Origin of the sequence: Microcella daejeonensis (genome assembly GCF_026625045.1) — a bacterium.
In the GTDB taxonomy this organism is placed as follows: Bacteria; Actinomycetota; Actinomycetes; order Actinomycetales; family Microbacteriaceae; genus Microcella; species Microcella daejeonensis.
Genome location: NZ_CP113089.1, coordinates 1,590,473 through 1,612,831, shown reverse-complemented (window position 1 = coordinate 1,612,831; position 22,359 = coordinate 1,590,473). Strand labels below are relative to the sequence as shown.

Genomic DNA, 22,359 nt, shown 5'->3' with positions numbered 1-22,359 from the left:
TCCGCCTGACGCGTGCGCCATCCGCGACCGTTCAGACGTCACCCTTTCACGCTGGTGCATGCGCGTAGCCCTACCATGGGCGCGCTCGGGTTGTCCGCTCGCCGAACGTCGTGACCGACGGTGTTCCGCGCGATGCCGTCCACGGTCGCCCCGCCGGCGTGGTCAAGGATAGGCGGCGGCCCGCAATCCAGGTCGCCACCGTGCGGGTCGCGTGGATGCTCTCCGCGGGCCCCGCGAAGGGGTCTCGGTCGGTCGCCGCCAGGTCGGCCACCGCGCCCACCTCGATGACGCCGCTCGGCGCTCCCGCCCCCGAGTCGGAGGACCCCCGCCCGTTGAGCCAGGCCGACCCGGCCGTGTACGCGTCGAGGGCCTCGGCGAGCGCGAGCGCCTCGTGCGGCAGCAGGGGCTCGGGGTCGAAGTCGGCGTCGTCCTCCGGATGCCGCCGATTCACCGCCACGTGAATGGCCTGCCACGGGTCGGGCGTCGAGACGGGCCAGTCGCTGCCGGCGGCGAGCCTCGGTGGAGCATCCCGACCCGCATCGGCCGGCGGAGCGCCCGCATCGGCGCCCGCGAACGGCGCCGCCGCCCGCGCGATCGAGGCGAAGGGGTACTGGTGCGCGGCGCGCTCGGGGCCGAGCACGGGCACGGTGAGCTCGCGCATCTGCGGCTCGTTCGCCGCCCACAGCGCCTGCGCGTTGGCGACGACGCCGAGCTCGCCGAACCGCGGAACATCGTCGGGGTGCACGACCTGCAGGTGCGCGATGCAGTGCCGCCCGGGCGTCGACCAGCCGTTCGCGGCGCGGGCGGCGGCGAACCCGTCGAGCGCCTCGCGCACGGCGCGGTCGCCGATGGCGTGCACGTGCGCCGAGAAGCCGGCCGCGTCGATGGCGACGATCGCGTCGGTCAGGGCCTGCCCGCCCACGAAGGCGATGCCGGCGGGATGCTCGGCCGAGGCCACCGCGCCGAGGTACGGGTCGAGCATGGCCGCGGTGCCATTCTCGACCACCCCGTCGGCCATGATCTTGACCGCCGCGAGTCTGAAGCGGGAGCCGGGCCCGAGCTCGGCCGCGTGCCGCTCGCGGCGCGCGACCAGCTCGGGCAGCTGCTCGACCCCCCGGGCCCTGTCCCACCACAGCGCGCCCACCACGTCGACGGCCAGGCGCCCCTCGGCGAGCGCCCGGCGGTAGACCAGCGCGGTGTCGCTCGCGCCGAAGTAGTCGCCCACGATGGCGTCCTGCCAGCCCGTGATGCCGAGGCTGAGGGCGTAGCGCTGGGCCTCGAGGAGGGCGGCGTACTCGTCGTCGGGCGTCGCGGCAGGGGCGACGGCGGCGACGAGGGCCGCCGCGCCCTCGTGCAGGGTGCCGCTCGGGCGGCCGTCGGGCAGGCGCTCGATGCGGCCGTCGGCCGGGTCGGGGGTATCGGCCGTGATACCGGCGAGCGCGAGGGCGGCCGAGTTGGCCCAGGCGCCGTGGTGGTCGCGGTTGTAGAGGAAGACGGGGCGGATCGGCTCGATGTCGTCGAGCACGGCCGCCGTCGGGGTTCCGCCGGGGAAGGCGCTCATCGCCCAGCCGCCGCCGGTGATCCAGGCGCGGGAGGCGTCGCAGCCGCGCGGCGGGTTGAGGGCGGCGTAGCTCGCGATGATCCGGCCGTAGTCGGCGGCCGTCGAGCCCTCGCTGAGGTCGCAGCCGAGCCGTTCGAGGCCGCCCTGGATGGGGTGGATGTGCGCGTCGACGAAGCCGGCGTGCAGCATTCCACCCGCGAGGTCGTGCACGACCGTGTCGGGCCCGCGCCAGTCGGCGAGTTCGGGCGCGACCGCCGCGATGCGCCCCTCGACGACGGCGACCTCGAGCGCCCCGGGGGCGGAGCCGCCGGCAGAGGCACCGGGAGCAGCACCGCGGCCCGGCCCCGCGTAGACGACTCCGCCGGTGAGGAGGAGATCTGCGTGGGGCACGGGCCGCGGGTCGGGGGCTGGGAAAGGGCGCGAGCGCCAGGGGTTCAGACGGTCGACTACGCCGAGGTCTTGGCGTTGACCTCGTAGGAGGTGTTCGTCGACTCGAAGAAGTTGACGAGCTGGAGGGTGTCGTTCGCCGTCGCCATCCACTTCGCCGGGTTCGAGACGTTGTACTCGGGCTCGAAGCCGAGCTCCTCGAGACGACGGTCGGCCAGGTACTTGACGTACTGGTTGATGTAGTTGGCGTTGAGACCGAGGATGCCGTTGGGCAGCAGGTCGTGGTTGTACGCCGACTCCATCTCGACCGCGTCGAGGATCATCTGCCGGATCTCGGCGGCGAACTCCTCGGTCTGAAGGTCCTCGTTCTCCTCCAGCACGGTGAGGATGAGGTTCATGCCGAACTTCAGGTGCAGCGACTCGTCGCGCACGATCCAGTCGACGAGCGAGCCGAAGTTGCGCAGCAGGTTCCGCTGGCGGAACGACAGCGCCACCATGAAGCCCGAGTAGAACCAGATGCCCTCGAGGATGACGTTGTACGCCACGAGGTTGCGGATGAAGTCCTGCTTGCCCTCGGTGGTGGTGATGTCGAGGGTGTCCTCCGTCATGCGACGGATGAACTTGACCTCGAACTCCTCCTTGCGCGCCATCGACGGCACGTCGACGTGGCTGTCGTACGCGGCGGCGCGGTCGATCGGGAAGGTCTCCAGCACGTACTCGAAGCTCATGCAGTGGTTCGCCTCCTCCCACATCTGCTTCGCGAGGTAGAGGTGCGCCTCGGGAGCCTTGACGTAGGGGTAGACGCCGAACGCGAGCGCCTTGTTGACGAGCAGCTCATTCGGGTTGAAGTAGCTCATGAGGAACGTGATGGCGTGACGCTCTTCGTCGGTCATCTTCTTGAAGTCGGCGATGTCCTCGCCGAGCTGAACCTCGTTGGGGAACCAGGTGTTCGCCACAGCCTGGTCGTAGAGGTCCATCGCCCACTGGTAGGTGACGGGCTTGAGGAGGAGGCCCTCCTGGATGCCGGTGCCGAGAATGCCCATGGTGTCGAGCCTTTCGTGATTAGTGCGAACGGGGTAGGGATCGGGGTGGATGCCCAGCAGGAGCGGCTGTTACTGGCAGCTCTCGCAGTGCAGTTCGTCCATCGGGTCGATCGGGACCTCGTAGGCGAAAGAATTGGTGGAGATGGTCGTCGTCGGAGCGGAGCTCATCAGCTGCCCGCCTTCGCGCCACCGAAGCCGAAGCCCTTGCGGGCGGGGGCGGCAGCAGCCGGCGCGGCCGCGGCCGGAGCCGAGGACGAGGCGGCGCCGAAGCCCTTGCGGCCGCTGGCGTTGTTCGCGTTGATCGCCTCGGCCTTGTTGACCTTGACGGTCGACTGCTCGGCGGTGTGGCGCGGCTTCATGTGCAGGTAGTAGGTCGTCTTCACGCCCTTCTTCCACGCGGCGGTGTAGATGTCGACCATCTCGTCGACGTCGCGAGTCTCGAGGTACATGTTGCGGCTGATGGCCTGGTCGATCCACTTCTGGGCGCGGGCCGCGACCTCGAGGAACGCGTACGGCGAGAGCTGGAAGCTCGTCTTGTACGTCGCCTTGATCTCGTCGGGGATCTCGGCGATGTTCTGGATGTCGCCCTGGCTGCGCAGGATGCTCTCGCGCACGCGCTCCCACAGGCCGTGCTCGCGCAGGCTCGCGACGAGGTTGCGGTTGACCTCGAGGAACTTGCCCGAGCTCGTGGAGCGGCTGAAGATCTGCGAGAACTGCGGGTCGAGGCCGGGCGTGGTGCCGGCGACGAGACCGATGGATGCCGTGGGCGCGATGGCCATGAGGGTCGCGTTGCGCATGCCCCCCTTGACCTTGGCGCGCAGCGCGTCCCAGTCGAGGCGAGTGGTGCGGTTGACCTGCACCTCGAGCCCGCGGTCGGCCTCGGTGAGGTCGATCGTGTCGAGCGGCACGAGACCCTGCGACCAGCGCGAGCCCTCGAAGTTCGCGTACGAGCCGCGCTCCTTCGCCAGCTCGGTCGACTCGTCGATGGCCGCGTACGAGACGTGCTCCATGATCTCGTCGATGAGGTCGAAGGCCTCCTCCGAGTCGTACGAGAAGCCGAGCTTCTCGACGACGTCGGTGAAGCCCATGACGCCCAGGCCGATGGCCCGGTTGTTCTGGTTGGCGTGATCGGCCTCGTCGACGCTCGACACCGTGATGTCGATCAGGTTGTCGAGCTGGCGCACCGCGAGGCGGGCGCTCTGCTCGATCTTCGCGAAGTCGATGCGGCCGTTCTCGATGTGGCGCGAGAGGTTGATCGAGGCCAGGTTGCAGACCGAGATGTTGTCGCGGTCCTGCGGGAGGCAGATCTCGGTGCAGAGGTTCGAGAGGTGGATCGTGCCGGTGTTGTTGTTGATGGCCCGGTTGTTGATCGTGTCCTTCCACGTGAGCCACGGGTGGCTCGTGGACTGCAGCGAAATGAGGATCTGCTTGAACTGCTCGCGGGCACCGAGCTTCTTGAACATCTTCAGCTCGCCGCGCTCGGCCATCGCCACGTACTCGGCGTACCGGGTCGAGAACGCCTTGCCGTAGAGCTCGTTGAGGTCGCTCACCTCGAGCGGGTCGAAGAGGTACCAGTCCTCGTCGTTCTGCACGCGCTTCATGAACTCGTCGCTGATCCAGACCGCGGTGTTGGCGGTGCGGGTGCGGCGGTAGGGGTCGCCGGAGTTCTGACGCAGGTCGAGGAACTCCGGGAAGTCCATGTGCCAGTTCTCCATGTAGAAGCACAGCGCGCCGAACTTCTTGCCGCCGCGGCTGACCGCGCGCAGCACCGAGTCGATCGTGTGCATGAAGGGGATCGGGCCGGTGGAGGAGGTGTTGTTCGAGCGGATGGGCGAGCCCTGGGCGCGCAGCTTGGTGACGGAGAGGCCGATGCCGCCGGTGCCCTTGGTGAGCCACATGACGTCGCGCACGCTCTTGGCGATGTGCTCGATGTCGTCCTGCATCTCCATGACGAAGCAGTTCGAGAGCTGCGGGTAGCTGGTGCCGGCGTTGACGAGCGTGGAGCCGGCCGCGAGGTACTCGAGCTTCGACATCTTCTCGTAGAAGGCGATGGCGTGGCTCGTGGCGTCGGCCTCGTTGAGCGAGAGGCCCATGGCCACGCGCATCCAGAAGTACTGCGGGGTCTCGAGGGGCTCGTTGTTGCGGGCCTTGATGCCGTAGCGGTTGTTGAGCGTGACGACGCCGATGTACTTGAGCAGCTCGTCGTGCGCCGGCTCGAGGGCCTCGGCGAGCCGGTCGAGGTCGAACAGCGCGGGGAAGCGCGAGTCGAGCAGCTGCTCGTCGACGCCGCGGTGGATGTACGCGGCGAAGTGCTCGCGGTGCAGCTGCTTGAGCTCGGCGGGCGTCGAGTAGTCGCCGAGCACGCGCTTGTAGATGGTCTTGAGCAGCAGGCGCGCGGCGACGATGTCGAACGCCGGGTCGTCCTTGATGTTCTGGAGGGCGACCTGGATGACCGCCTCGTCGAGCTGCTGGGTCGTGATGCCGTCGAAGAGCGTGAGCTCGAGCTCGCTCGCGATCTGGGTGACCCACGTGATGTCGGGGTCGAGACCCACGGCCGCGTGCTCGATCGCCAGGTTGATCTTGTTGGCGTCGTAGGGCTCGCGCGACCCGTCTCTCTTGACGACCGTAATGCTCACGTGCGTTCTCCTCTCGAGCCCTGACGGGCCCGGTGCTGTGCTGAAATCTGGTGTCCGCCCCCGGCGGCTCCGCCACTATATATCGGGGTCGGCGGGAAAGGCACACCACTACATGTAGTGGGCGTGTCGTCCACAGCTGTGCATAAGTCCGCTGACTTATCCCCATGCTGGCACCGACCACCGACACGCCGTCCGGGCCGTGAGATCGCCGGGAATCCGGGGGCGGCGACCGGACGGCGGCGCGGTCTAGGCTGTGCTCTCGTGAGCGGATACGGCGACCTGTTGAGAACTCGGGGCGTCGCCCGCATCATCTCCGCCCAGCTCACGGCCCGGTTCCCCTCCGGCATGATCTCGCTCGCGTACCTGCTGCACATCGAGCAGATCTTCGACTCCTACGGCGCCGCCGGCCTCGTGCTGGGCGCCACGAGCATCGGGCAGGCCATCGCGGGGCCGCTGACGAGCCGCTGGATGGGCGTGTGGGGCATGCGCCCGGTCATCAGCCTGACGCTCGTGATCTGCAGCGCGAGCCTCGCCGTCGTCGCCTTCGCGAGCCTGCCGATCTGGGGCTACATGATCGTCGGGTTCATCGGCGGCATCGCGAACCCGCCGATCCAGCCGGCCGTGCGCACCATCTACCCGAAGATGGTCACCTCGAAGCAGCTCACCCCGCTGTTCTCCCTCGACGCCTCCGCGCAGGAGATCATCTGGGTCGCCGGCCCCGTCATGACCACCTTCGTCGCCACGCAGGTCTCGACCGTCGCCGCGATCGTGCTCGCGGGCGCCTTCCTCATCGGCGGCGGCGTGTGGTTCCTCGCCTCCCCCGAGGTCGGGCGCGTGCGCATCCCGCGCTCCCGCCGCTCCTTCGGCGCCGTGCTCTCCCGCCCGCCGGTGCTGCTCGCGACGGTCGTCGGGTTCCTGCTCGTCGGCGCCTGCGCCGCGATCGAGGCCGCGGTCGTCGCGAACTTCCGCGAGGACGGCGCCGAGGCCGGCATCGTGCTCGCCATCTGGGCGATCGGCTCGCTCGCCGGCGGCCTCGCCTTCGGGCACATCCCGATCGGGCCCTGGGCGCTCGCCCGCCGCATGGCCGTCGTCTTCGTCGGCACCGCCGCCGCGGCGTTCTTCCTCGACTTCTGGGGCCTCGCGCTCACCCTGCTCATCGCAGGCGCCGGCATCGCCCCCGCGCTCGCCGTCATGTTCGCCATCGTCTCGGCGAGCGTGAAGTTCAGCGAGACGGCCGAGGCGTACGGCTGGGTCGGCACGGGCCAGCTCATCGGCGCGGCGCTGGGCTCGGCCGTCGCCGGGTTCCTCATCGATGCGGAGGGCGCCTCGGGCGGGTTCCTCGCGGGTGCGGCGTTCGCGCTGCTCGGCACGGTCATCCCGATCGTGTTCGTGCGCGCCCACCCCGATCTGCGCGGTCGCGACGCCAGCCCGCAGGCCGACACCGAACCGGTCTCGACCATCAGCTGAGGGCGCAGCGGCGGGATGCCCTCCGTGCGCCGCCCTCCACGCGGGCCGCGCGCGATCAGCCGCGCAGGCCCGCGAGCGCCGCACTGTAGGCGACGAGCTGCTCGCCCATCGTCGTGAGCGCGGAGACCGCCTTCTCGTCGCCCGCGAAGACCCCGTCGGCGACCTTGCCGCCGACGCCGGCGATCTCGACGTTCGACGGCACCTTGACGAGCCCCACCGTCGTGAGCACGGGCTCGTAGGCGGCCACCGCGCGCGTGCCGCCGGCGAGCCCGCCGTAGCTGACGAAGCCGACGGGCTTGGCGTTCCACTCCTGGAAGAGGAAGTCGACGGCGTTCTTGAGCACCGGCGAGTAGGAGTGGTTGTACTCGGGGGTGACGAAGACGAAGGCCTCGGCCGCGTCGACGCGCTCGCTCCACGCGATCGTGTGCGGCTTCGTGTAGGCGCGCTTCGCCGGGTGCGCGGGCTCGTCGAGGAACGGCAGGGCGAGCTCGGCGAGATCGACGAAGTCGATCTCCACGCCGTCGAGGCGCGCGAGGTGCTCGCGGGCCCACTCGGCGACGGGGAGGCCGATGCGGCCGGGACGGGTGCTGCCGACGATGATCATGAGACGGGTCATGGGTCGAGCCAAGCGCATGCCGTCGCGCAGCGCTCCGGGGCCCGGCGGCCTCCCACGCGATTGTCGGGGGATGCCGGGATACTGGCGGAGTGACTGGAGCATTCGCACCCCTGCTGACGATGAACGACGGCCGGAGCATCCCGCAGATCGGTCTCGGCGTGTACAAGGTGGCCGCCGATGAGACGGCGGCTCTCGTGCACGGCGCGATCGAGGCCGGCTACCGGCACATCGACACCGCCGCGCTCTACCTCAATGAAAAGGAGGTCGGCGAGGGCGTGCGCGCGAGCGGCGTCGACCGCGAGCAGCTCTTCGTCACCAGCAAGGTGTGGAATGACCGGCACGGACTCGACGAGACGCGGCGGGCGTTCCACGAGAGCCTGGCGAAGACGGGGCTCGACTACCTCGACCTGTTCCTCATCCACTGGCCGGCGCCGACGCAGAACCGCTACGTCGAGGCGTGGCGGGCGCTCATCGCGCTGCGCGAGGAGGGCCTCGTGCGCTCGATCGGCGTCAGCAACTTCGAGCCGCACCACCTGACGCGCATCATCGACGAGACGGGCGTGGCCCCCGCCGTCAATCAGGTCGAGCTGCACCCGCACCTGCCGCAGCAGGCGGTGCGCGCCGCCGATGCGGCCCACGGCGTGCTCACCGAGAGCTGGAGCCCGCTCGCCCGCGGCCGCGTGCTCGAGCCGGGCTCGCGCGACCGCCAGGTGCTCGACGCGATCGGCGAGAAGCACGGGCGCAGCGCGGCCCAGGCGGCGCTGCGCTGGCACGTGCAGCAGGGCCTCATCATCATTCCGAAGAGCACCTCGCTCGAGCGCGTGCGGGCCAACGCCGACGTCGTCGACTGGATGCTCGACGCCGATGACATGGTGGCGATCGCGTCGCTCGAGACCGGCGAGCGCACCGGGCTGCACCCCGACGACCACGGCTGATCGGCCCTGGGTCGGCGGGTCGGAGCGCTGACGCGCCGCGCTATCCCAGCCGCGCTACCCCAGCACCGCGAACAGCGACGACGCGACGATCGGCGCGGCCATGAGCAGCACGGGGAACGCCAGCACGATCGAGCCGACGATCATCGCGGCGAGCGACCGGCGCGTTCCGGCGAGCGACTCATCGGCGCGCAGCTCGCGCCGCGCCGAGAGGGCGAACACGATGGCCCCGATCGCGCAGAGCATCGCGGCGATCAACGCGTTCGTGATGAGCGCGACGACGGCGATCACGGCGAGCCAGACGGCCGGCCGCACACTCGGCGCGACGGGCCGCTCGGAGGCGACGAGCACCGGCGTCGCCGGGTACGGAGCATCAGCGTCGGTCATGGATCCCCCTCGAACTCGACGATCGAGCGCCGAGCAAGGCTCACGCTACCTCTTCCAGTAGCCCTTGACCACGGCCGATTCGACGGGGATACCCCAGCGGGCGAGCATCGCCCGGGCGGGGGCGACGACCGACTGCTCGGCGCAGACGAACACGAAGACGTCGTGAGCGGCGGTGTCAGGGTCGCCGGCGACGGGGGCGGGGAGGGGGCGCGGCCGATCCGTCAGGGCGGCGGCGATCGCGGCGCCCGGCTCGTGCGGCACCGGCGGCAGGATGCTGAGCTCGACGCCCGCCGGAACCTCGAGCCCCAGCGCCGCCGGGTCGTGGCGCGTCTCGAGCAGCAGCTCGCCGCGGGTGCTCGGGCCGAGCATCCCGAGGTAGCGGCGCAGCGCGGGGACGGCGGTGTCGTCGCCGGCCAGCAGCACGCGCTCGGGCCGTCCGGTCATGAGCACCGAGCCCTTGGGGCCGGCGATGACGGCGGGCGCTCCGATCGGGGCGGCGGCGGCCCAGCGGGCGACGCCGGCGCGCGGCTCGGGCGACGACTCCCCCGCGGCGTCGGCATGGTCGTCGTGCAGCACGACGTCCATGTCGACCCAGCGCGGCTCGGACGCGACCTGCCAGGCCACCGCGGTGTACGTGCTCGCGGCGCCGGCCGGGCGCCCCTCGGCGTCGAGCGCGACGACGATGCGGAAGTGGTCGCCGGAGCCGGGAGCGTCGAAGCCCTCGAGCGCGCCCGGCTCCCCCTCGGCGAGGCGCAGCCGCACGAAGCCCGGAGCGAGTTCGGTGCGCCCGGCGAGCATCACCGGGCGGGGTACGACGACGGCGGGATGGCGGGCGAGGGTGAACGGCATGACCCCATGCTCGCGCATCCCGTCGTCGACGATCGTGCGCCTACTCGACCGCCGGCCGCCCCGGGGGCTCGGAGGGCGGGTTCTGGTGCGGGATCGCCCCGGTCGCAGCGGGCGGCTCGTCGCCGTTGTCGATCGTCTCGGGGTCGGGCAGCGACATGAGGAAGCGGTAGAAGACCAGGCCGAGGAGGGTCATGGCGATGCCGCCGACGATCCACGGCACGGGGAGGCCGAAGAGCGCGAGCCCTCCGCCGAGGAGCGAGCCGAAGGGCATCGTGCCCCACAGCAGGGTGCGCCAGGTGCCGTGCACGCGACCGAGCAGACGGCCGGGGATGACCGCCTGGCGCAGGCTCATCATCAGGATGTTCCAGATCGTGATCGCGCCCGACTCGATCGCGAACAGCACGAACACCGGCCCGACCTCGGGCCAGACGCCGATGAGCAGCGTGCAGACGCCGGCGAGCAGGTTCATCGCCGCCATCGTCGCGCCGAGCCCGAACCGGGCGCTCAGGCGCGCGGCGACGACCGAGCCGATGACGCCGCCCGCGGCGCCGGCGAGCAGGAACGCCCCGAACCCGGCCTCGGGCACCGCGAGCTCGTCGAGCACGAAGAGCACGAGGGTCGCCGACGAGGCCGCGTAGAGCAGGCCGGTGACGATGGTGAAGGCCCAGAGGGTGCGCAGCGTACGGTTCGCCACGATGAAGCGCCAGCCGTCGAGGAACTGCTGGCGGAACGGCACGACGGGCTCGGCCGGGGCCCCCTCGCGCGCCGTGCGGAACTGCCGCCCCGAGGCGGCCTGCGGCAGCAGCACCGCGAGCACCACGGCGAGGCCGAAGGCGACGGCGAGCATCCCGAGCGGCACCAGCACGGCGAAGGCGAACAGCAGCGAGGTCAGCGGCGCCGAGGCGAAGTTCTGCACGACGAGCTCGGCGCCCTCGATGCGGCTGTTGGCGCGCGCGAGCTTCGTCTTCGGCACGATGCTCGGCACGACCGCGCGGATGGCGCCGTCGTAGAGGGTCTCGCACGCGCCGTAGACGAAGATCAGCAGGTAGAGCCAGGCGATCGTGAGGGTGTCGGTCGCGACGAGCGCGAGCAGGCCGATGGCGAGCACCGTGCGCACGCCCGCCGCGAGGGCGAGGGCGCGACGGCGATCCATCCGATCGACGAGGATGCCCGACGGCAGCGCGAAGAACAGCCACGGCAGCATCGCCAGCGCCCCGAGCCCGGCGATGAGCACCGGGTCGTCGGTGAGCCGCGCCGCGAGCAGCGGGCTGGCCGTGCGCGCGATGCCGTCGCCGAGGCTCGAGACGAGGTTGGCGGTGAAGACGTTGCCGAAGGTGCGGCCGAGGCCTCGGGGCTCGGCCGCGGCCGCCCCGGTGCTCACCAGCGGTCGTGGATGGCAGCGCGGAAGCTGCGGTCGTACAGGTCGACGACGCGGGCGTGGAACTCGGCGCCGAGCGGCTCGACCCCGCCGGCGGCCGCGTTCATGCGGGCCTGCTCGGGCGAGCGCGCGCCCGGGATGACCGTGCTCACGCCGGGCACCTGCGTCAGCCATGCCAGGGCGGCGGTCGCCGGGGCGAGGTCGTACTCGGCGGCGAGCGCCGAGAACTCCTGCGCGGCGGCGACGCCCTTCTCGTAGTCGACGCCCGAGAAGGTCTCGCCGACGTCGAAGGCGTCGCCCTGGCGGTTGTAGTTGCGGTGGTCGTTCTCGGCGAAGGTCGTCTCGCTCGTGTACCGGCCGCTGAGCAGGCCCGAGGCGAGCGGCACGCGGGCGATGATGCCGACGTTCGCGTCGATCGCGGCGGGCAGCACCGCGTCGAGCGGCTTGAGACGGAACGCGTTGATGATGATCTGCACGGTGGCGACGTTCGGGCGCGCGATCGCGGCGAGCGCCTCCTCGACCGTCTCGACGCTCACGCCGTACGCCCGCATGCGCCCCTCGGCGACCATGGCGTCGAGGTCGTCGAAGACCCGGTCGACGGAGTAGAGCGCGGTGGGCGGGCAGTGCAGCTGCGTGAGGTCGAGGGTGTCGACGCCGAGGTTCTTGCGGCTGCGGTCGTTCCAGGCGCGCAGGTTCTCGGCCGAGTAGTTCTCGACCTCCTGCGGCAGGCGGCGGCCCATCTTGGTGGCGACGAGCACATCGAGGTCGCGGCGGTCGGCGAGGTAGCGGCCGATGAGCTGCTCGCTGCGGCCGTCGCCGTAGACGTCGGCGGTGTCGAACATGGTGACGCCCGACTCGACGGCGGCGTCGAGCACGGCACGGGCATCCTCGTCGCTCACGTCGCCCCAGTCGGCGCCGAGCTGCCAGGTGCCGAGGGAGATGGAGGAGACGGTCGCGCCGGTACGGCCGAGGGTGGAGGTCTTCATGCGTTCAGCCTACGGCGGCCCGGTCGGGAGAAGGGTACGGGCCCGGGCCCCGCGACCACCCGCAGAACCCGAGCCCGCGCTCGTGTCGACGACCTAGACCTCGATGGGCTCCAGGCTGTCGAGGATCTCGTCGCGCCGGTCCTCGAACTGCGGCGGCAGCTGGAACCTCGACCCCAGCTCCTCGGGCGACTCGTCGCAGTCCCAGCCGCCCTCCGCGTGCGTGACGGCGATCTCGAAGAGCGCGCCGGAGGGCGTGCGCACGTAGACGGACTTGAAGTACTTGCGGTCCTTCAGCTCGGAGATGTCGGTGTAGCCCGCGCCCTCGATGTCGAACTTGACCTCGGTCTGGTTCTCGAGGGTGCCGGCGTTCCACGCGGTGTGGTGGATGGTGCCGGCGCCGAAGTGCCAGGTGCCCTGATCGCTCGTCGTGTCGGGGATGAGCTCGATGGTGTTGCCGTACTGCGCCTCGCCGGGGCGCAGCGTGATGCGGCCGTCCTCCTCGCCGACGGCCTGGTTGAAGAACAGGGTGTCGGCGAACTCCACGGTGCGATCGGGCGTCGTCACGTGGATGCCCACGCCGTAGATGCCGTGCACCGCGTACTCGGCCGGCACGCCGTTCCTGGTGTAGCCCTCGCGCGGGTCGCCCGTCACCTCGACGAGCGAGTACTCGAGCCCGCACGGGTGCCGGAAGACCACGCGATGGGTGCCGGCGACGTCGGCGCGCACGGCGTCGATGCCGTGCTCGGCGAGGCGCTTCTGCCAGTACTCCCCCGATCCGGCGGGCACCGAGAGCAGCACCTCGCGGGCCTGGTTGGTGCCCTGCGTGCCGTAGAGGCCCGCCTGCGCGAAGGGGAAGGTCGTGACGACCGAGCTCGGGTCGCCCGTGGCGTTGGAGTAGTAGAGGTGGTAGATCGCGGTGGCGCCGTCGAACAGCACGGTGCGCTTGATGAAGCGCATGCCGAGGGTCTTGGTGTGGAAGTCGACGTCCTCCTGCGCGGTGCCGACGCAGAGGGTGATGTGGTGGCTGCCGTGGATGAAGGCCATGGAGATCTCCTTTGATCAGGGGGCTGGTCGAGCCGGTTCGTACCGCTGTTCGCGACGGTACATCCATGCAAATGCATACACAAGGGAGCGCGGCGGAATTCAGCCGCTTTACGGACAAATAGCCGCTATGCGAACATGGGACCGCGCGCGAGGGGCGCGCATCCCGTCGGAAGGGGCGCGATGACCGAGCTGCTGCACCACGGAGCCGACCCCGCCGAGGCCCGGCGCATCGTCATCGGGGTGCACGGACGCGGGCAGGGGGCGGTGTTCATGCACGGCCTGGCCGAGCGCGTCGGCGACCCCGGGCTGCACTGGCTGCTGCCCGAGGCGCCCGGCGCCACCTGGTACACGGCGCCGTTCATGGAGCCCTACGAGGCCAACCAGCCGCAGCTCGACGCCGGGCTGGACCGCATCGACGCACTGCTCGCCGAGGCCGTCGCGCTCGGTGCGGAGCCCGCGCGCATCGCCGTCGTCGGCTTCTCGCAGGGCGCCTGCCTGCTCGCCCACCACCTGCTGACGCGGCCCGGCATCCGCGGACCGGTCGCCCTACTGACCGGCGGCTTCATCGGCCCCGCCGGCACCGACGTCGCCTCATCGCGTTCGCTCGAGGGCCAGACCGTTTACCTGGAGGCCGCCGACGACGACCCCTGGGTGCCGCTCGTGCGGGTGCGCGACACGCTCGAGGCCCTGCAGACGGCGGGGGCGGATGCTCGACTCGACGTGCGCGCCGGGAACGAGCACCACGTGCCCGAGTCGGCGCTCGCCGCGGTGCGGCGGCTGCTCGCGGGGTAGCGCGCGGCCGGCTCAGGCAGGGGGCGCGCCAGCCGGCTCAGGCCGGGGGCGCCGGAGCGGCCGGGGGTGCGTCGATGATGCGCGCCACGGCGCGCGCCAGCTTGCGCCGCACGATGTGGTCGACGCCGTTCACCCTGGTGGTCGTGACGTGCCGCAGCTGCTCGGCGATCTTGAGGCCGCCGGGGGCGAGGAAGGGGTCGAGCGTCCCGTAGACGACGTCCACGGCGACCGGCACCGAGGCGAGGTCGGCGATGGTCGTCTGGGTCTCGATGGCGTTCTGCAGCGAGAGCACGAAGGCCTGCCAGTTGCGCTCGGTCACGTCGAGCACGTTCTTGATGGGGGCGATGCGCGCGAGCGCCGCGGCGGCGGCGGTCGTGAACTGCTGGTTGGCGCGCATGAACTCGTAGACGGAGAAGTAGAGGCCCATCGAGGCGCGGTCGCGCTGATCACCGATGACGCTCGGCGGCAGGTAGATCGGCGGGCTGACGAGCACGAGGCGGTCGAGCTCGCGCCGGTGGGTGGCCGCGTAGCGCGTGGCGATCAGGCTGCCGAGCGAGTGCCCGACGAGCACGAAGGGCTCGCGCAGGCGCAGCGCGCGGATGGCGGCCTCGACCGCGGCGGTGTGCTCCTCGAGGGTGTAGCTCGCGTCGGCGGGGGCCGGCGAGCGGCCGAAGCCGAGCAGGTCGATGGTGATGCAGCGATGGGTCGGCGACAGCAGCGGCACGAGGTTCTGGAACGTCACCGAGGAGCTCGCGATGCCGTGGATCATGACGACGGTCGGCCCGGGGGCGTCCGCCGGCGTGACCGGGACGCCCTCCCCCGCACGGTCGGGATCGGCGGTGTCGCCGGCCACGTGCAGCTCGGGGGCGGGCCGCAGCCAGCGATCGAGGATGCCCATGGGGACGAGTATGGCGGGCGAGCCTATGCCGCGTCTCGGCGTGACGGGGTCGGGTCGCCGAGGCGGGGCCGGGTCGCGGTCGCCGGGTCGGGTCGCCGCGGAGGGGCCGGGTCGCGCCGGTGCACGCGGGCGGGCATCGACCGGGCGGCGCGCGTCATCAGCCGCGGGGACCTCGGTCTCCCACTCGCGCTCCTTCCACTCTGCAGGAGCATCGCGAGGGGACGTCATGGAAGTCCTGCGGATTGGAAGGACCGCCGGGGTCGAATGCCGAGGGTCGGGATCGAATGCCAAGGGTCGGGGTCGGGATCGGTCGTCGACCCGCGGACGCAACGAAGGGGCCGACCCGGTCGGCCCCTTCGTCCTTCGCGTCCACCCCTAGTCGCGCAGGCTGTCGGCCCTCCCCGGACTACTCGCGAACAGGGCCTGGTCAGACGGTACCCATCCCGACGAGCCGGATCGTCCGTTCGCAGATCACCTCCAGGGCACTGTCGGCGAGCGGTCAGATAACGAACACGTCACTCCGCGAAACGTTGGGTGGCGGCGCGCCGGGCCCGCTCCGTACGGTCGCCGCATGACCGCACACGCCGCCCGCCGCGCACAGCCCGCCTCGCCGGCCGGATCCTCCCGTTCGACCCGCGCCGCGCGGCGCTCCCGCGGCGGCGCGCTCGCCGCCTCCCTCGCCCTGCTGCTGCTCCTCGCGGGCTGCACCGGCGCCGCCGACTCCGCCTCGGACGAGAGCGGCGGATTCGTGGGCCCCGACGGCATGCCGATGCCCGCGGAGACCTTCCAGCCCGGCGTCGATGCCCCGACCGGCGAGAGCGGCGGCGACGCCGACGGCGGCGGGACGGGCGACCTCGTCGACGGCTCCGACGCGGGCCGCGAGGTCATCACGACCGGCTCCCTCTACGTCACCGTCGCCGAGCCCCTCGACGCCGCGGCCGAGGCGGCCCGGATCGTGGAGCGCGCCGACGGCCGCGTCGATGGGCGGAACGAGTTCGCTCCGCGGCAGGGCGACCGGGGCGGGGCCGAGCTCGTGCTCCGCATCCCGTCGGCGCAGCTCACCGAGGTGATCGACGAGCTGCAGCAGCTCGGCGAGTCGGAGGAGCTCAGCCTCAGCGCGAGCGATGTGACCCGCGAGGTGCGCGACGTCGAGGCCCGCATCGGTGCGCTGTCGTCGTCGGTCGAGCGGCTGCTCGCACTGCAGGGCTCCGCGGGGGACGTCGAGGAGCTCATCGCCCTCGAGACCGCCATCAGCGACCGGCAGGCGGAGCTCGAGAGCCTGCAGTCGCAGCAGCGCGCGCTCGCCGACCAGGTCAGTCTGTCGACGCTGCGGCTCACCCTCGGCAGCGAGCAGACGGCGCCGGTCGACGAGCCCGACACGTTCCTGTCGGGACTGCAGACCGGGTGGGATGCCCTGCTCGCCTTCCTCAGCGGAGCCCTCGTCGTGCTCGGCGTGCTGCTGCCCTGGCTGCTCGTGCTCGGGCTGATCGTGCTCGTCGCCCTGCTCGTGCTGCGGCGCGCGCGCCGCCGGCACGAGGCCGAGCGCGCGGCCGCCGGAGATGCCGTGATGCCCGCCCCCTCCGCCTCGCCGCAGGAGTCGGCGGCACCCGCCGCCGGCGCACCGCTCGACTGACACCGGCGCGCGGAGCGACCTCAGCCCGCGCGCACCTCGGCGACGACGCTCGCGAGCGGGGCCGCGAGGGGCTCCCCCGCGACGACGCCCATGACCTCGGCGACGATCTGCTCGTCGCTCGCCTCGGAGGCGAGCAGCTGCTGCAGGGCGACGCTCTCGGGATCGTCGGCGACGTCGAAGCGCAGGCCGGCGCCGACCGCCGCGAGGATCGCGACGGGGGCGACGCCGAGGTCGGCGAGGCCGCGCGCGGGCGAGAGGAACCGCTCGTCGCGCGAGAGCTTGCGCATCGGCTGGCGGCCGACCCGGTCGACGCCGTCGGCGAGCGCCGGGTTCGCGAAGCGTTGCAGCGCGGTCTCGCGGTAGGCGTCCTGCTCGGCCGCTGCGAAGCCGTGGCGGTCGACGAGCAGCCGGGAGGTCTCGAGCAGCACGGCCTCGACGGCCGCGCGCACGCTCGGAACGCGCATCCCCTCGTCGATCGTGGCCGCCCCGGCGAGGTGGCCGAAGTAGGCGCAGGCCGCGTGGCCGGCGTTGACGGTGAAGAGCTTGCGCTCGATGTAGGGGGCGAGCTCGGGCACGAAGTGCGCGCCCGGGATGCTCGGCACGGCGCCCGCGAACGGCCCCGTCTCGATCGCCCACTCGCAGAAGTGCTCGACCCGCACGTCGAGGTCGGATGCATCCTGCGCGGGCACGATGCGGTCGACCGCGGTGTTGGCGAAGACGCCGCGCGCGAGGACCGCCTCGGCGTCGTCCCCGAGCGCCTCGGCGATGCGGCCGTGCAGCAGATCGGTCGCGCCGAGCGCGTTCTCGCAGGCCATGACGACGACGGGCGGCAGGTCGGCGGAGCGGGCGCGCAGGCCGTCGGCGATGACCGGGGCGATGAAGCGCAGCACGGTCGGACCGACGGCGCAGGTGACGATGTCGGCGCTCGCGACGGCGGCGACGGCGGCCGCGCGGTCGGCCGAGGAGTCGATCGCGGTGAAACCGGTGACGACCGTCGAGCGCTCCTGCTCGCCGATCTCGATCACCCGGTACGAGTCGGCGGCGGTGATCTGGGCGATGAGCGGGGCGTTGACGTCGACGAAGACGAGGTCGTGACCCGCCTCGTGCAGCAGCAGGCCGATGAAGCCGCGGCCGATGTTGCCCGCGCCGAAGTGCACGGCGGTCATGCGGCTACTCCCCCGCGTCGTTGACGTCGCCGAGCAGGGCGAGCACCGACGCGGCGTCGGGGGCGGCCAGCAGCTGCTCGACGGCGGCCTCGTCGCTGAAGACGAGGGCGAGGGACGAGAGCACGGCCATGTGCCCGCCGTCCTTGCCCGCGATGCAGGCCACGACGCGCACGGGGTTGCCCGCCCAGTCGATCGGCTCGGCGTAGCGCACGACGGTCATCGCCGAGGCGAGGATGGCCGCCTTCGCCTCGTTGGTGCCGTGCGGGATGGCGAGGTGGCTGCCCATGTAGGTGGAGGTGAGCGCCTCGCGCTCGTGCATGGCCGCCGCGTAGTCGGCGGTCACGGCTCCGGCCGCCTCCAGCAGTCGCGCGCCCTCCTCGATCGCCTCCTCCCGGGTGCGGGCGGTGCCGTCGAGGATGATGCGGTCGGTGGTCAGAACGGCGGAGCTCATGGGGATCCTGGTCTCTCTCGTGATCGGGGTGCCGCGCAGGGTGATGCTGCGCGACGGGGGCTGAGCCGGCCGCGACCGGAGAGGCCGCGACCGGCTCAGCGCGAGGGTAGTGCGGCAGGCTCTACTGAGCCTGCTGCGCGCGCACCCGCTGCACGACGTCGTCGTACGTCGGGCTCGACATGAAGTTGTCGACCGAGACGTGCACGGCGCCGGGCGCGGCCTGCTCGGCGCGAGGCGTGAGGTCCTGGTGCGTGATGACGAGGTCGGCATCGGCATCCAGGTTCGCGATCGCCTTGTTCGTGACGGTCACGCCCTCGACGCCGGCGTCCTTCAGCTTCTTGCGTAGAACCGTCGCACCCATGGCGCTCGAGCCCATGCCCGCGTCGCAGGCGAACACGATGTTCTGGATGCGCACGTCGGTGGTGGCGCCGGCGGCCGCGGCGTCGGTGCCGAGCAGACGGCTGACGTCGGACTCGCGGCCCTTGTTCGCGGAGTTCTGGTCGACTGCCGAGGTGAAGGCATCGCCCTTGTCCTCGAGCGCGGCCAGGTCGCGCTTGCGGCTCGACCGCAGGATCACCGAGGCGATGAGGAAGGTCACCGTCGCCGACAGGATCACCGAGAGGATCACCGAGACGTAGCTGTCGCTCGCGGTCTGCAGCAGGATCGCGAAGATCGAGCCGGGCGATGCCGGGGCCCGCAGGCCGCCGTCGAGCAGCAGGTTGGTGGCGATGCCGGTCATGCCGCCGCCGATCAGGGCGACGATGAGCAGCGGCTTCATGAGCACGTACGGGAAGTAGATCTCGTGGATGCCGCCGAGGAACTGGATGATGATCGCGCCGGGAGCCGAGGCGCGGGCGATGCCGACGCCGAAGAAGGTGAAGGCGAGCAGCAGACCGAGGCCGGGGCCGGCGTTGGCCTCGAGCAGGAAGAGGATCGACTTGCCGGTCTCCTGGGCCTCCTGGATGCCGAGCGGCGTGAGCACGCCCTGGTTGATGGCGTTGTTGAGGAAGAGCACCTTGCCGGGCTCGATCACCAGGCTCGCCAGGGGCAGCAGGCCGGTCTCGGTGAGGAAGCGGGCTCCCTCGCCGAGCGCGTTGCTCAGCAGTGTGACGACGGGCGCCATGCCGAAGAAGCCGGCGATCGCGAGGAGGAAGCCGAGGATGCCGGCGGAGAAGTTGTCGACGAGCATCTCGAAGCCGGCGCGGATCTTGCCCGCCCACAGCGCGTCGACCTTCTTCATGAGCCACGCGGCGAGCGGGCCCATGATCATCGCGCCGATGAACATCGGGATGGTCGTACCGACGATGACGCCCATCGTGGCGATCGAGGCCACGACGCCGCCGCGCGTGCCGTAGACCATGCGGCCGCCGGTGTTCGCGATGAGGAGCGGGAGGAGGTAGGTGATCATCGGGCCGACGAGGCCGAGGTTCTCCGTGCCGTCGGCGCTCGGGAATCCGCCGAGCGCGGGCACCGGGGTCCACCCGGTCTGGATGAAGAAGGCGGTGATGAACCCCCAGGCGATGAAGGCCGCGATGTTCGGCATGATCATGCCGCTGAGGAAGGTGCCGAACCGCTGAACGCGCACGCGCGCGTTCGGCTTGACCGGCGGGGCTGACGTCGTCGTCATGAGGGGGGTCTCCTTGCTGGTGGGTTGGGAGTGCTGGTGGTGGTGAGCGGTGCGGGAAGGGGTCGGAGTGGTCGAGGGTCAGGGGGCCTCGACCGGATCGAGCTCGTCGGCGGCCGCCGCGACGGCGTCGCGCGCGGCCTCGGCGCTGTCGGCCGCGACGGCGATCGCCGCCAGGGCGCGGGCCTCGTCGAGGGTGTACTGCGCGATCTCGGCGCGTACGTCGGCGATCGAGGTCGACGACATCGAGAGCGTGGTCGCGCCGAGGCCCACGAGCACGACGGCGAGCAGCGGGTCGGCCGCGGCCTCGCCGCAGATGCCCACCGGCACGCCGTGCTCGGCGCCCGCGACGCCCACCTGCTGGATGAGCCGCAGCACCGCGGGGTGCCAGGGGTTCTGGAAGCCCGCGACGCTGCCGAGCAGGCGGTCGGCGGCGAAGACGTACTGCGTCAGGTCGTTCGTGCCGATCGAGACGAAGTCAGCGTTCGGCACGACGTGGTCGGCCATGATCGCGCACGAGGGCACCTCGACCATGACGCCGGCGACGCGGATGCCCAGCTCGTGCGCGAGGTCGCGGAAGTAGCGCGCCTCCTGCGCCGTCGAGACCATCGGGGCCATGACCTGCACCTCGGCCTCGCCGCCCTCGGCGGCCTGCGCGAGCGCGGTCAGCTGGTCGCGCAGCACCTCCTCGTGGGCGGCGAGCGCCCGCAGGCCGCGGCGGCCGAGCGCGGGGTTCTCCTCGCCCGCGTCGGTGAGGAAGGCCAGCGGCTTGTCGGCACCGGCGTCGAGCACGCGCACGACGACCTTCTGGCGGGGGAAGTTCGCGAACACCTCGCGATACGTGGCCGCCTGCTCCTCGACGGAGGGGGCCTTCTCGGCGCCGAGGAAGAGGACCTCGGTGCGGAAGAGCCCGACGCCCTCGGCGCCGCGGGCAGCGGCCTCGCGGGCCGATTCGGGCGAGCCGATGTTGGCGAGCAGCGGCACGGCGTGACCGTCGGCGAGGTGACCGGGCCCCGAGCTCGCGGCGCGGATCGCCTGCAGCGTCGCGGTGCGCTGCACGGCGAGGTCGATGCGCTCCTGCGGCGGATCGAGCTCGATCGTGCCGTTCTCGGCGTCGACGAGCACGAGGTCGCCGTCGTTCAGCTCGGCGGCCTGCAGCGCTCCGACGATCGCGGTGATGCCCTTCTCGCGGGCGAGGATCGCCGTGTGCGAGGTGGGGCCGCCCTCGGTGGTGACGAGCGCGAGCACGTGGTCGAGGTCGAGCGTGGCGGTGTCGGCGGGGGCGAGGTCGCGGGCGACGAGGATGAAGGGATGCTCCGACTCGGGCACGCCGGGAGCGGGCAGCCCCTGCAGGCGCGCGATCGCGCGCCTCGCCACGTCGCCGAGGTCGCCGGCGCGCTCGCCGAGATACCCGCCCATGCCGGCGAGCAGCTCGCGGAAAGCATCCATCGCCGCGAAGATGGCGAACTCGGCGGTCGCGCCCTTCTCGATCCGCTGCTGCACGTCGGTCGCGAGCGACGGGTCCTCGGCCATCATGGCGAGCGCGTCGAGCACCTCGGCCGCCGTGCCGCCCGCGGCCTGCCCGCGCTCGCGCAGCTGCGTCGCCGTGGCGGTGAGGGCCTCGGTCGCGCGCGCCGTCTCCTCCTCGGCGGTGCGCGTGCGGGGCGTGTCGGTCGGGTCGGGCACGGGGTCGGGCATGCGCAGCACGGGGCCGACGGCGGTGCCGCGGCCGATGCCGGTGCCGCGCAGCAGGGCGGGGGCGCTCACGGGAGCGGTCACGCGTCGTGGTCCTGCTCGAGGAAGGCCGCGAGCTCGGTGAGCACGGCCGCGTCGTTCTCGCCCTCGACGGTGAGGGTGACCTCGTCGCCGTGCTCGATGCCGAGCGAGACGACCCCGAGGATGCTCTTGCCGTCGACCGTGCGCTCGCCCTTGCGCAGGTGCACCGAGGCGCCCGAGTCGGTCGCCGCCTTGACGAACAGGGCGGCGGGGCGGGCGTGCAGGCCGTGCGCGGATGCGACGGCGAGGGTGCGATCAGCCATGGGGGTCTCCTTCGTGAGGGGCGGATGCGGCGACGGCGTCACCGGATGTTTCGGTCGGGGGGATGCCCTGCAGCAGCTCGAGGGCCTCGCGCGCCGCGGGCTCGTCGATGCCGCCCACGCTCAGCGGCACGACCACCGCGCCGGGCAGCAGCGCGCTCACGGCGGCGAGCTCGGCGCTCACGTGCTGGCCCAGCAGCACGACGTCGAGCTCATCGGCTCGATCGTCGAGCTCGTCGAGCGCGAGGGGCAGGACGTGCCAGAACAGGCCGCGGGCCGACAGCAGCGAGCGCAGGCCGCGGGCGAGGAACGTGCTCGACACCCCGGAACCGCAGACGACGGCCACCGTGCGGGTCATGATCGCCTCCTCGCGGTCGTGAGCGTCGTGCAGTCGAGATCGGTGCGGGCGGAGCGCGGGACGCAGAGCGCCCGCACTACCGATCGTGTCGGCAACGCCGCGCGCACTCCAGCAG

At 71.8% G+C, this 22,359-nt stretch carries 20 protein-coding genes; 4 read left to right on the top strand and 16 right to left on the bottom strand.

The window, feature by feature from the left end:
* Positions 1–70: 70 nt before the first annotated feature.
* The 3 genes from OVN18_RS07870 to OVN18_RS07860 all read right to left on the bottom strand — a co-directional run bounded on the left by OVN18_RS07870 (position 71) and on the right by OVN18_RS07860 (position 5,627).
* Positions 71–1,951, bottom strand: coding sequence for an amidohydrolase (locus OVN18_RS07870; RefSeq protein WP_267780156.1), 1,881 nt, complete (start codon positions 1,949–1,951; stop codon positions 71–73).
* A gap of 56 nt (positions 1,952–2,007) precedes the next feature.
* Entirely contained in the window at positions 2,008–2,991 is a 984-nt protein-coding gene (locus tag OVN18_RS07865; protein ID WP_267739135.1) for a ribonucleotide-diphosphate reductase subunit beta, read from the bottom strand.
* A gap of 167 nt (positions 2,992–3,158) precedes the next feature.
* Complete coding sequence (locus OVN18_RS07860) at positions 3,159–5,627, bottom strand: ribonucleoside-diphosphate reductase subunit alpha (RefSeq protein ID WP_267780155.1); 2,469 nt, start codon at positions 5,625–5,627, stop codon at positions 3,159–3,161.
* Between the two features lie 261 nt (positions 5,628–5,888).
* Between OVN18_RS07860 and OVN18_RS07855 the strand changes: the two genes are divergently transcribed.
* The gene (locus OVN18_RS07855) at positions 5,889–7,094 is read left to right on the top strand and encodes an MFS transporter (protein WP_267780153.1); all 1,206 of its coding nucleotides are present in this window, start codon (positions 5,889–5,891) and stop codon (positions 7,092–7,094) included.
* 55 nt (positions 7,095–7,149) lie between these two features.
* On the opposite strand, the gene OVN18_RS07850 is transcribed toward OVN18_RS07855, so the two are convergent.
* Positions 7,150–7,710, bottom strand: a complete 561-nt coding sequence (locus OVN18_RS07850; RefSeq protein WP_267739132.1) for an NADPH-dependent FMN reductase — start codon at positions 7,708–7,710, stop codon at positions 7,150–7,152.
* A gap of 119 nt (positions 7,711–7,829) precedes the next feature.
* Between OVN18_RS07850 and OVN18_RS07845 the strand changes: the two genes are divergently transcribed.
* Positions 7,830–8,645, top strand: a complete 816-nt coding sequence (locus OVN18_RS07845; RefSeq protein WP_267782961.1) for an aldo/keto reductase — start codon at positions 7,830–7,832, stop codon at positions 8,643–8,645.
* Between the two features lie 54 nt (positions 8,646–8,699).
* Here OVN18_RS07845 and OVN18_RS07840 read toward each other — a convergent pair whose 3' ends face one another.
* The 5 genes from OVN18_RS07840 to OVN18_RS07820 all read right to left on the bottom strand — a co-directional run bounded on the left by OVN18_RS07840 (position 8,700) and on the right by OVN18_RS07820 (position 13,286).
* Positions 8,700–9,029, bottom strand: a complete 330-nt coding sequence (locus tag OVN18_RS07840) for a hypothetical protein (protein WP_267780152.1) — start codon at positions 9,027–9,029, stop codon at positions 8,700–8,702.
* 45 nt (positions 9,030–9,074) lie between these two features.
* On the bottom strand, positions 9,075–9,878 hold the full coding sequence (locus OVN18_RS07835; protein ID WP_267780151.1) for a siderophore-interacting protein: 804 nt from the start codon (positions 9,876–9,878) through the stop codon (positions 9,075–9,077).
* Positions 9,879–9,918: 40 nt separating this feature from the next.
* Complete coding sequence (locus OVN18_RS07830) at positions 9,919–11,259, bottom strand: MFS transporter (RefSeq protein ID WP_267780150.1); 1,341 nt, start codon at positions 11,257–11,259, stop codon at positions 9,919–9,921.
* Positions 11,256–12,242 carry an aldo/keto reductase gene (locus tag OVN18_RS07825; RefSeq protein WP_267780149.1) on the bottom strand — a complete coding sequence of 329 codons (987 nt, stop codon included), beginning with the start codon at positions 12,240–12,242 and terminating at the stop codon, positions 11,256–11,258. The genes OVN18_RS07830 and OVN18_RS07825 overlap by 4 nt, the downstream gene beginning before the upstream one ends.
* 93 nt (positions 12,243–12,335) lie before the next feature.
* Positions 12,336–13,286 (bottom strand): VOC family protein, encoded by a 951-nt coding sequence (locus OVN18_RS07820; RefSeq protein ID WP_267780148.1) that lies wholly within the window; start codon positions 13,284–13,286, stop codon positions 12,336–12,338.
* Positions 13,287–13,466: 180 nt separating this feature from the next.
* Between OVN18_RS07820 and OVN18_RS07815 the strand changes: the two genes are divergently transcribed.
* The gene (locus OVN18_RS07815; RefSeq protein WP_267780147.1) at positions 13,467–14,078 is read left to right on the top strand and encodes an alpha/beta hydrolase; all 612 of its coding nucleotides are present in this window, start codon (positions 13,467–13,469) and stop codon (positions 14,076–14,078) included.
* Positions 14,079–14,115: 37 nt separating this feature from the next.
* Here the strand turns inward: OVN18_RS07815 and OVN18_RS07810 are convergent, their stop codons facing one another.
* Positions 14,116–14,976, bottom strand: a complete 861-nt coding sequence (locus OVN18_RS07810; protein ID WP_267780146.1) for an alpha/beta fold hydrolase — start codon at positions 14,974–14,976, stop codon at positions 14,116–14,118.
* 571 nt (positions 14,977–15,547) lie between these two features.
* On the opposite strand from OVN18_RS07810, the gene OVN18_RS07805 reads away from it, so the two are divergent.
* Positions 15,548–16,609 (top strand): DUF4349 domain-containing protein, encoded by a 1,062-nt coding sequence (locus OVN18_RS07805; protein ID WP_267780145.1) that lies wholly within the window; start codon positions 15,548–15,550, stop codon positions 16,607–16,609.
* Between the two features lie 20 nt (positions 16,610–16,629).
* Here OVN18_RS07805 and OVN18_RS07800 read toward each other — a convergent pair whose 3' ends face one another.
* The 6 genes from OVN18_RS07800 to OVN18_RS07775 form a co-directional block, all read right to left on the bottom strand.
* The gene (locus tag OVN18_RS07800) at positions 16,630–17,775 is read right to left on the bottom strand and encodes a mannitol-1-phosphate 5-dehydrogenase (protein WP_267780144.1); all 1,146 of its coding nucleotides are present in this window, start codon (positions 17,773–17,775) and stop codon (positions 16,630–16,632) included.
* A 4-nt stretch (positions 17,776–17,779) separates the two neighbouring features.
* Positions 17,780–18,226, bottom strand: coding sequence for a PTS sugar transporter subunit IIA (locus tag OVN18_RS07795; RefSeq protein ID WP_267780143.1), 447 nt, complete (start codon positions 18,224–18,226; stop codon positions 17,780–17,782).
* A gap of 121 nt (positions 18,227–18,347) precedes the next feature.
* Positions 18,348–19,853 (bottom strand): PTS mannitol transporter subunit IICB, encoded by a 1,506-nt coding sequence (locus OVN18_RS07790; protein ID WP_267780141.1) that lies wholly within the window; start codon positions 19,851–19,853, stop codon positions 18,348–18,350.
* 78 nt (positions 19,854–19,931) lie between these two features.
* On the bottom strand, positions 19,932–21,548 hold the full coding sequence (ptsP, locus tag OVN18_RS07785; RefSeq protein WP_267782960.1) for a phosphoenolpyruvate--protein phosphotransferase: 1,617 nt from the start codon (positions 21,546–21,548) through the stop codon (positions 19,932–19,934).
* 77 nt (positions 21,549–21,625) lie between these two features.
* Entirely contained in the window at positions 21,626–21,889 is a 264-nt protein-coding gene (locus OVN18_RS07780) for an HPr family phosphocarrier protein (RefSeq protein ID WP_267739119.1), read from the bottom strand.
* Positions 21,882–22,244, bottom strand: a complete 363-nt coding sequence (locus tag OVN18_RS07775; RefSeq protein WP_267739118.1) for a PTS sugar transporter subunit IIB — start codon at positions 22,242–22,244, stop codon at positions 21,882–21,884. The genes OVN18_RS07780 and OVN18_RS07775 overlap by 8 nt, the downstream gene beginning before the upstream one ends.
* Between the last annotated feature and the right edge of the window lie 115 nt (positions 22,245–22,359).

Bases quoted from the DNA above. Each gene is read 5' to 3' on its own strand.
- OVN18_RS07865 (WP_267739135.1), bottom strand. From the start codon at position 2,991: ATGGGCATTCTCGGCACCGGCATCCAGGAGGGCCTCCTCCTCAAGCCC.
- OVN18_RS07850 (WP_267739132.1), bottom strand. From the start codon at position 7,710: ATGACCCGTCTCATGATCATCGTCGGCAGCACCCGTCCCGGCCGCATC.
- OVN18_RS07845 (WP_267782961.1), top strand. From the start codon at position 7,830: ATGAACGACGGCCGGAGCATCCCGCAGATCGGTCTCGGCGTGTACAAG.
- OVN18_RS07840 (WP_267780152.1), bottom strand. From the start codon at position 9,029: ATGACCGACGCTGATGCTCCGTACCCGGCGACGCCGGTGCTCGTCGCC.
- OVN18_RS07835 (WP_267780151.1), bottom strand. From the start codon at position 9,878: ATGCCGTTCACCCTCGCCCGCCATCCCGCCGTCGTCGTACCCCGCCCG.
- OVN18_RS07825 (WP_267780149.1), bottom strand. From the start codon at position 12,242: ATGAAGACCTCCACCCTCGGCCGTACCGGCGCGACCGTCTCCTCCATC.
- OVN18_RS07820 (WP_267780148.1), bottom strand. From the start codon at position 13,286: ATGGCCTTCATCCACGGCAGCCACCACATCACCCTCTGCGTCGGCACC.
- OVN18_RS07815 (WP_267780147.1), top strand. From the start codon at position 13,467: ATGACCGAGCTGCTGCACCACGGAGCCGACCCCGCCGAGGCCCGGCGC.
- OVN18_RS07810 (WP_267780146.1), bottom strand. From the start codon at position 14,976: ATGGGCATCCTCGATCGCTGGCTGCGGCCCGCCCCCGAGCTGCACGTG.
- OVN18_RS07805 (WP_267780145.1), top strand. From the start codon at position 15,548: ATGACCGCACACGCCGCCCGCCGCGCACAGCCCGCCTCGCCGGCCGGA.
- OVN18_RS07800 (WP_267780144.1), bottom strand. From the start codon at position 17,775: ATGACCGCCGTGCACTTCGGCGCGGGCAACATCGGCCGCGGCTTCATC.
- OVN18_RS07795 (WP_267780143.1), bottom strand. From the start codon at position 18,226: ATGAGCTCCGCCGTTCTGACCACCGACCGCATCATCCTCGACGGCACC.
- OVN18_RS07790 (WP_267780141.1), bottom strand. From the start codon at position 19,853: ATGACGACGACGTCAGCCCCGCCGGTCAAGCCGAACGCGCGCGTGCGC.
- ptsP (WP_267782960.1), bottom strand. From the start codon at position 21,548: ATGCCCGACCCCGTGCCCGACCCGACCGACACGCCCCGCACGCGCACC.
- OVN18_RS07780 (WP_267739119.1), bottom strand. From the start codon at position 21,889: ATGGCTGATCGCACCCTCGCCGTCGCATCCGCGCACGGCCTGCACGCC.
- OVN18_RS07775 (WP_267739118.1), bottom strand. From the start codon at position 22,244: ATGACCCGCACGGTGGCCGTCGTCTGCGGTTCCGGGGTGTCGAGCACG.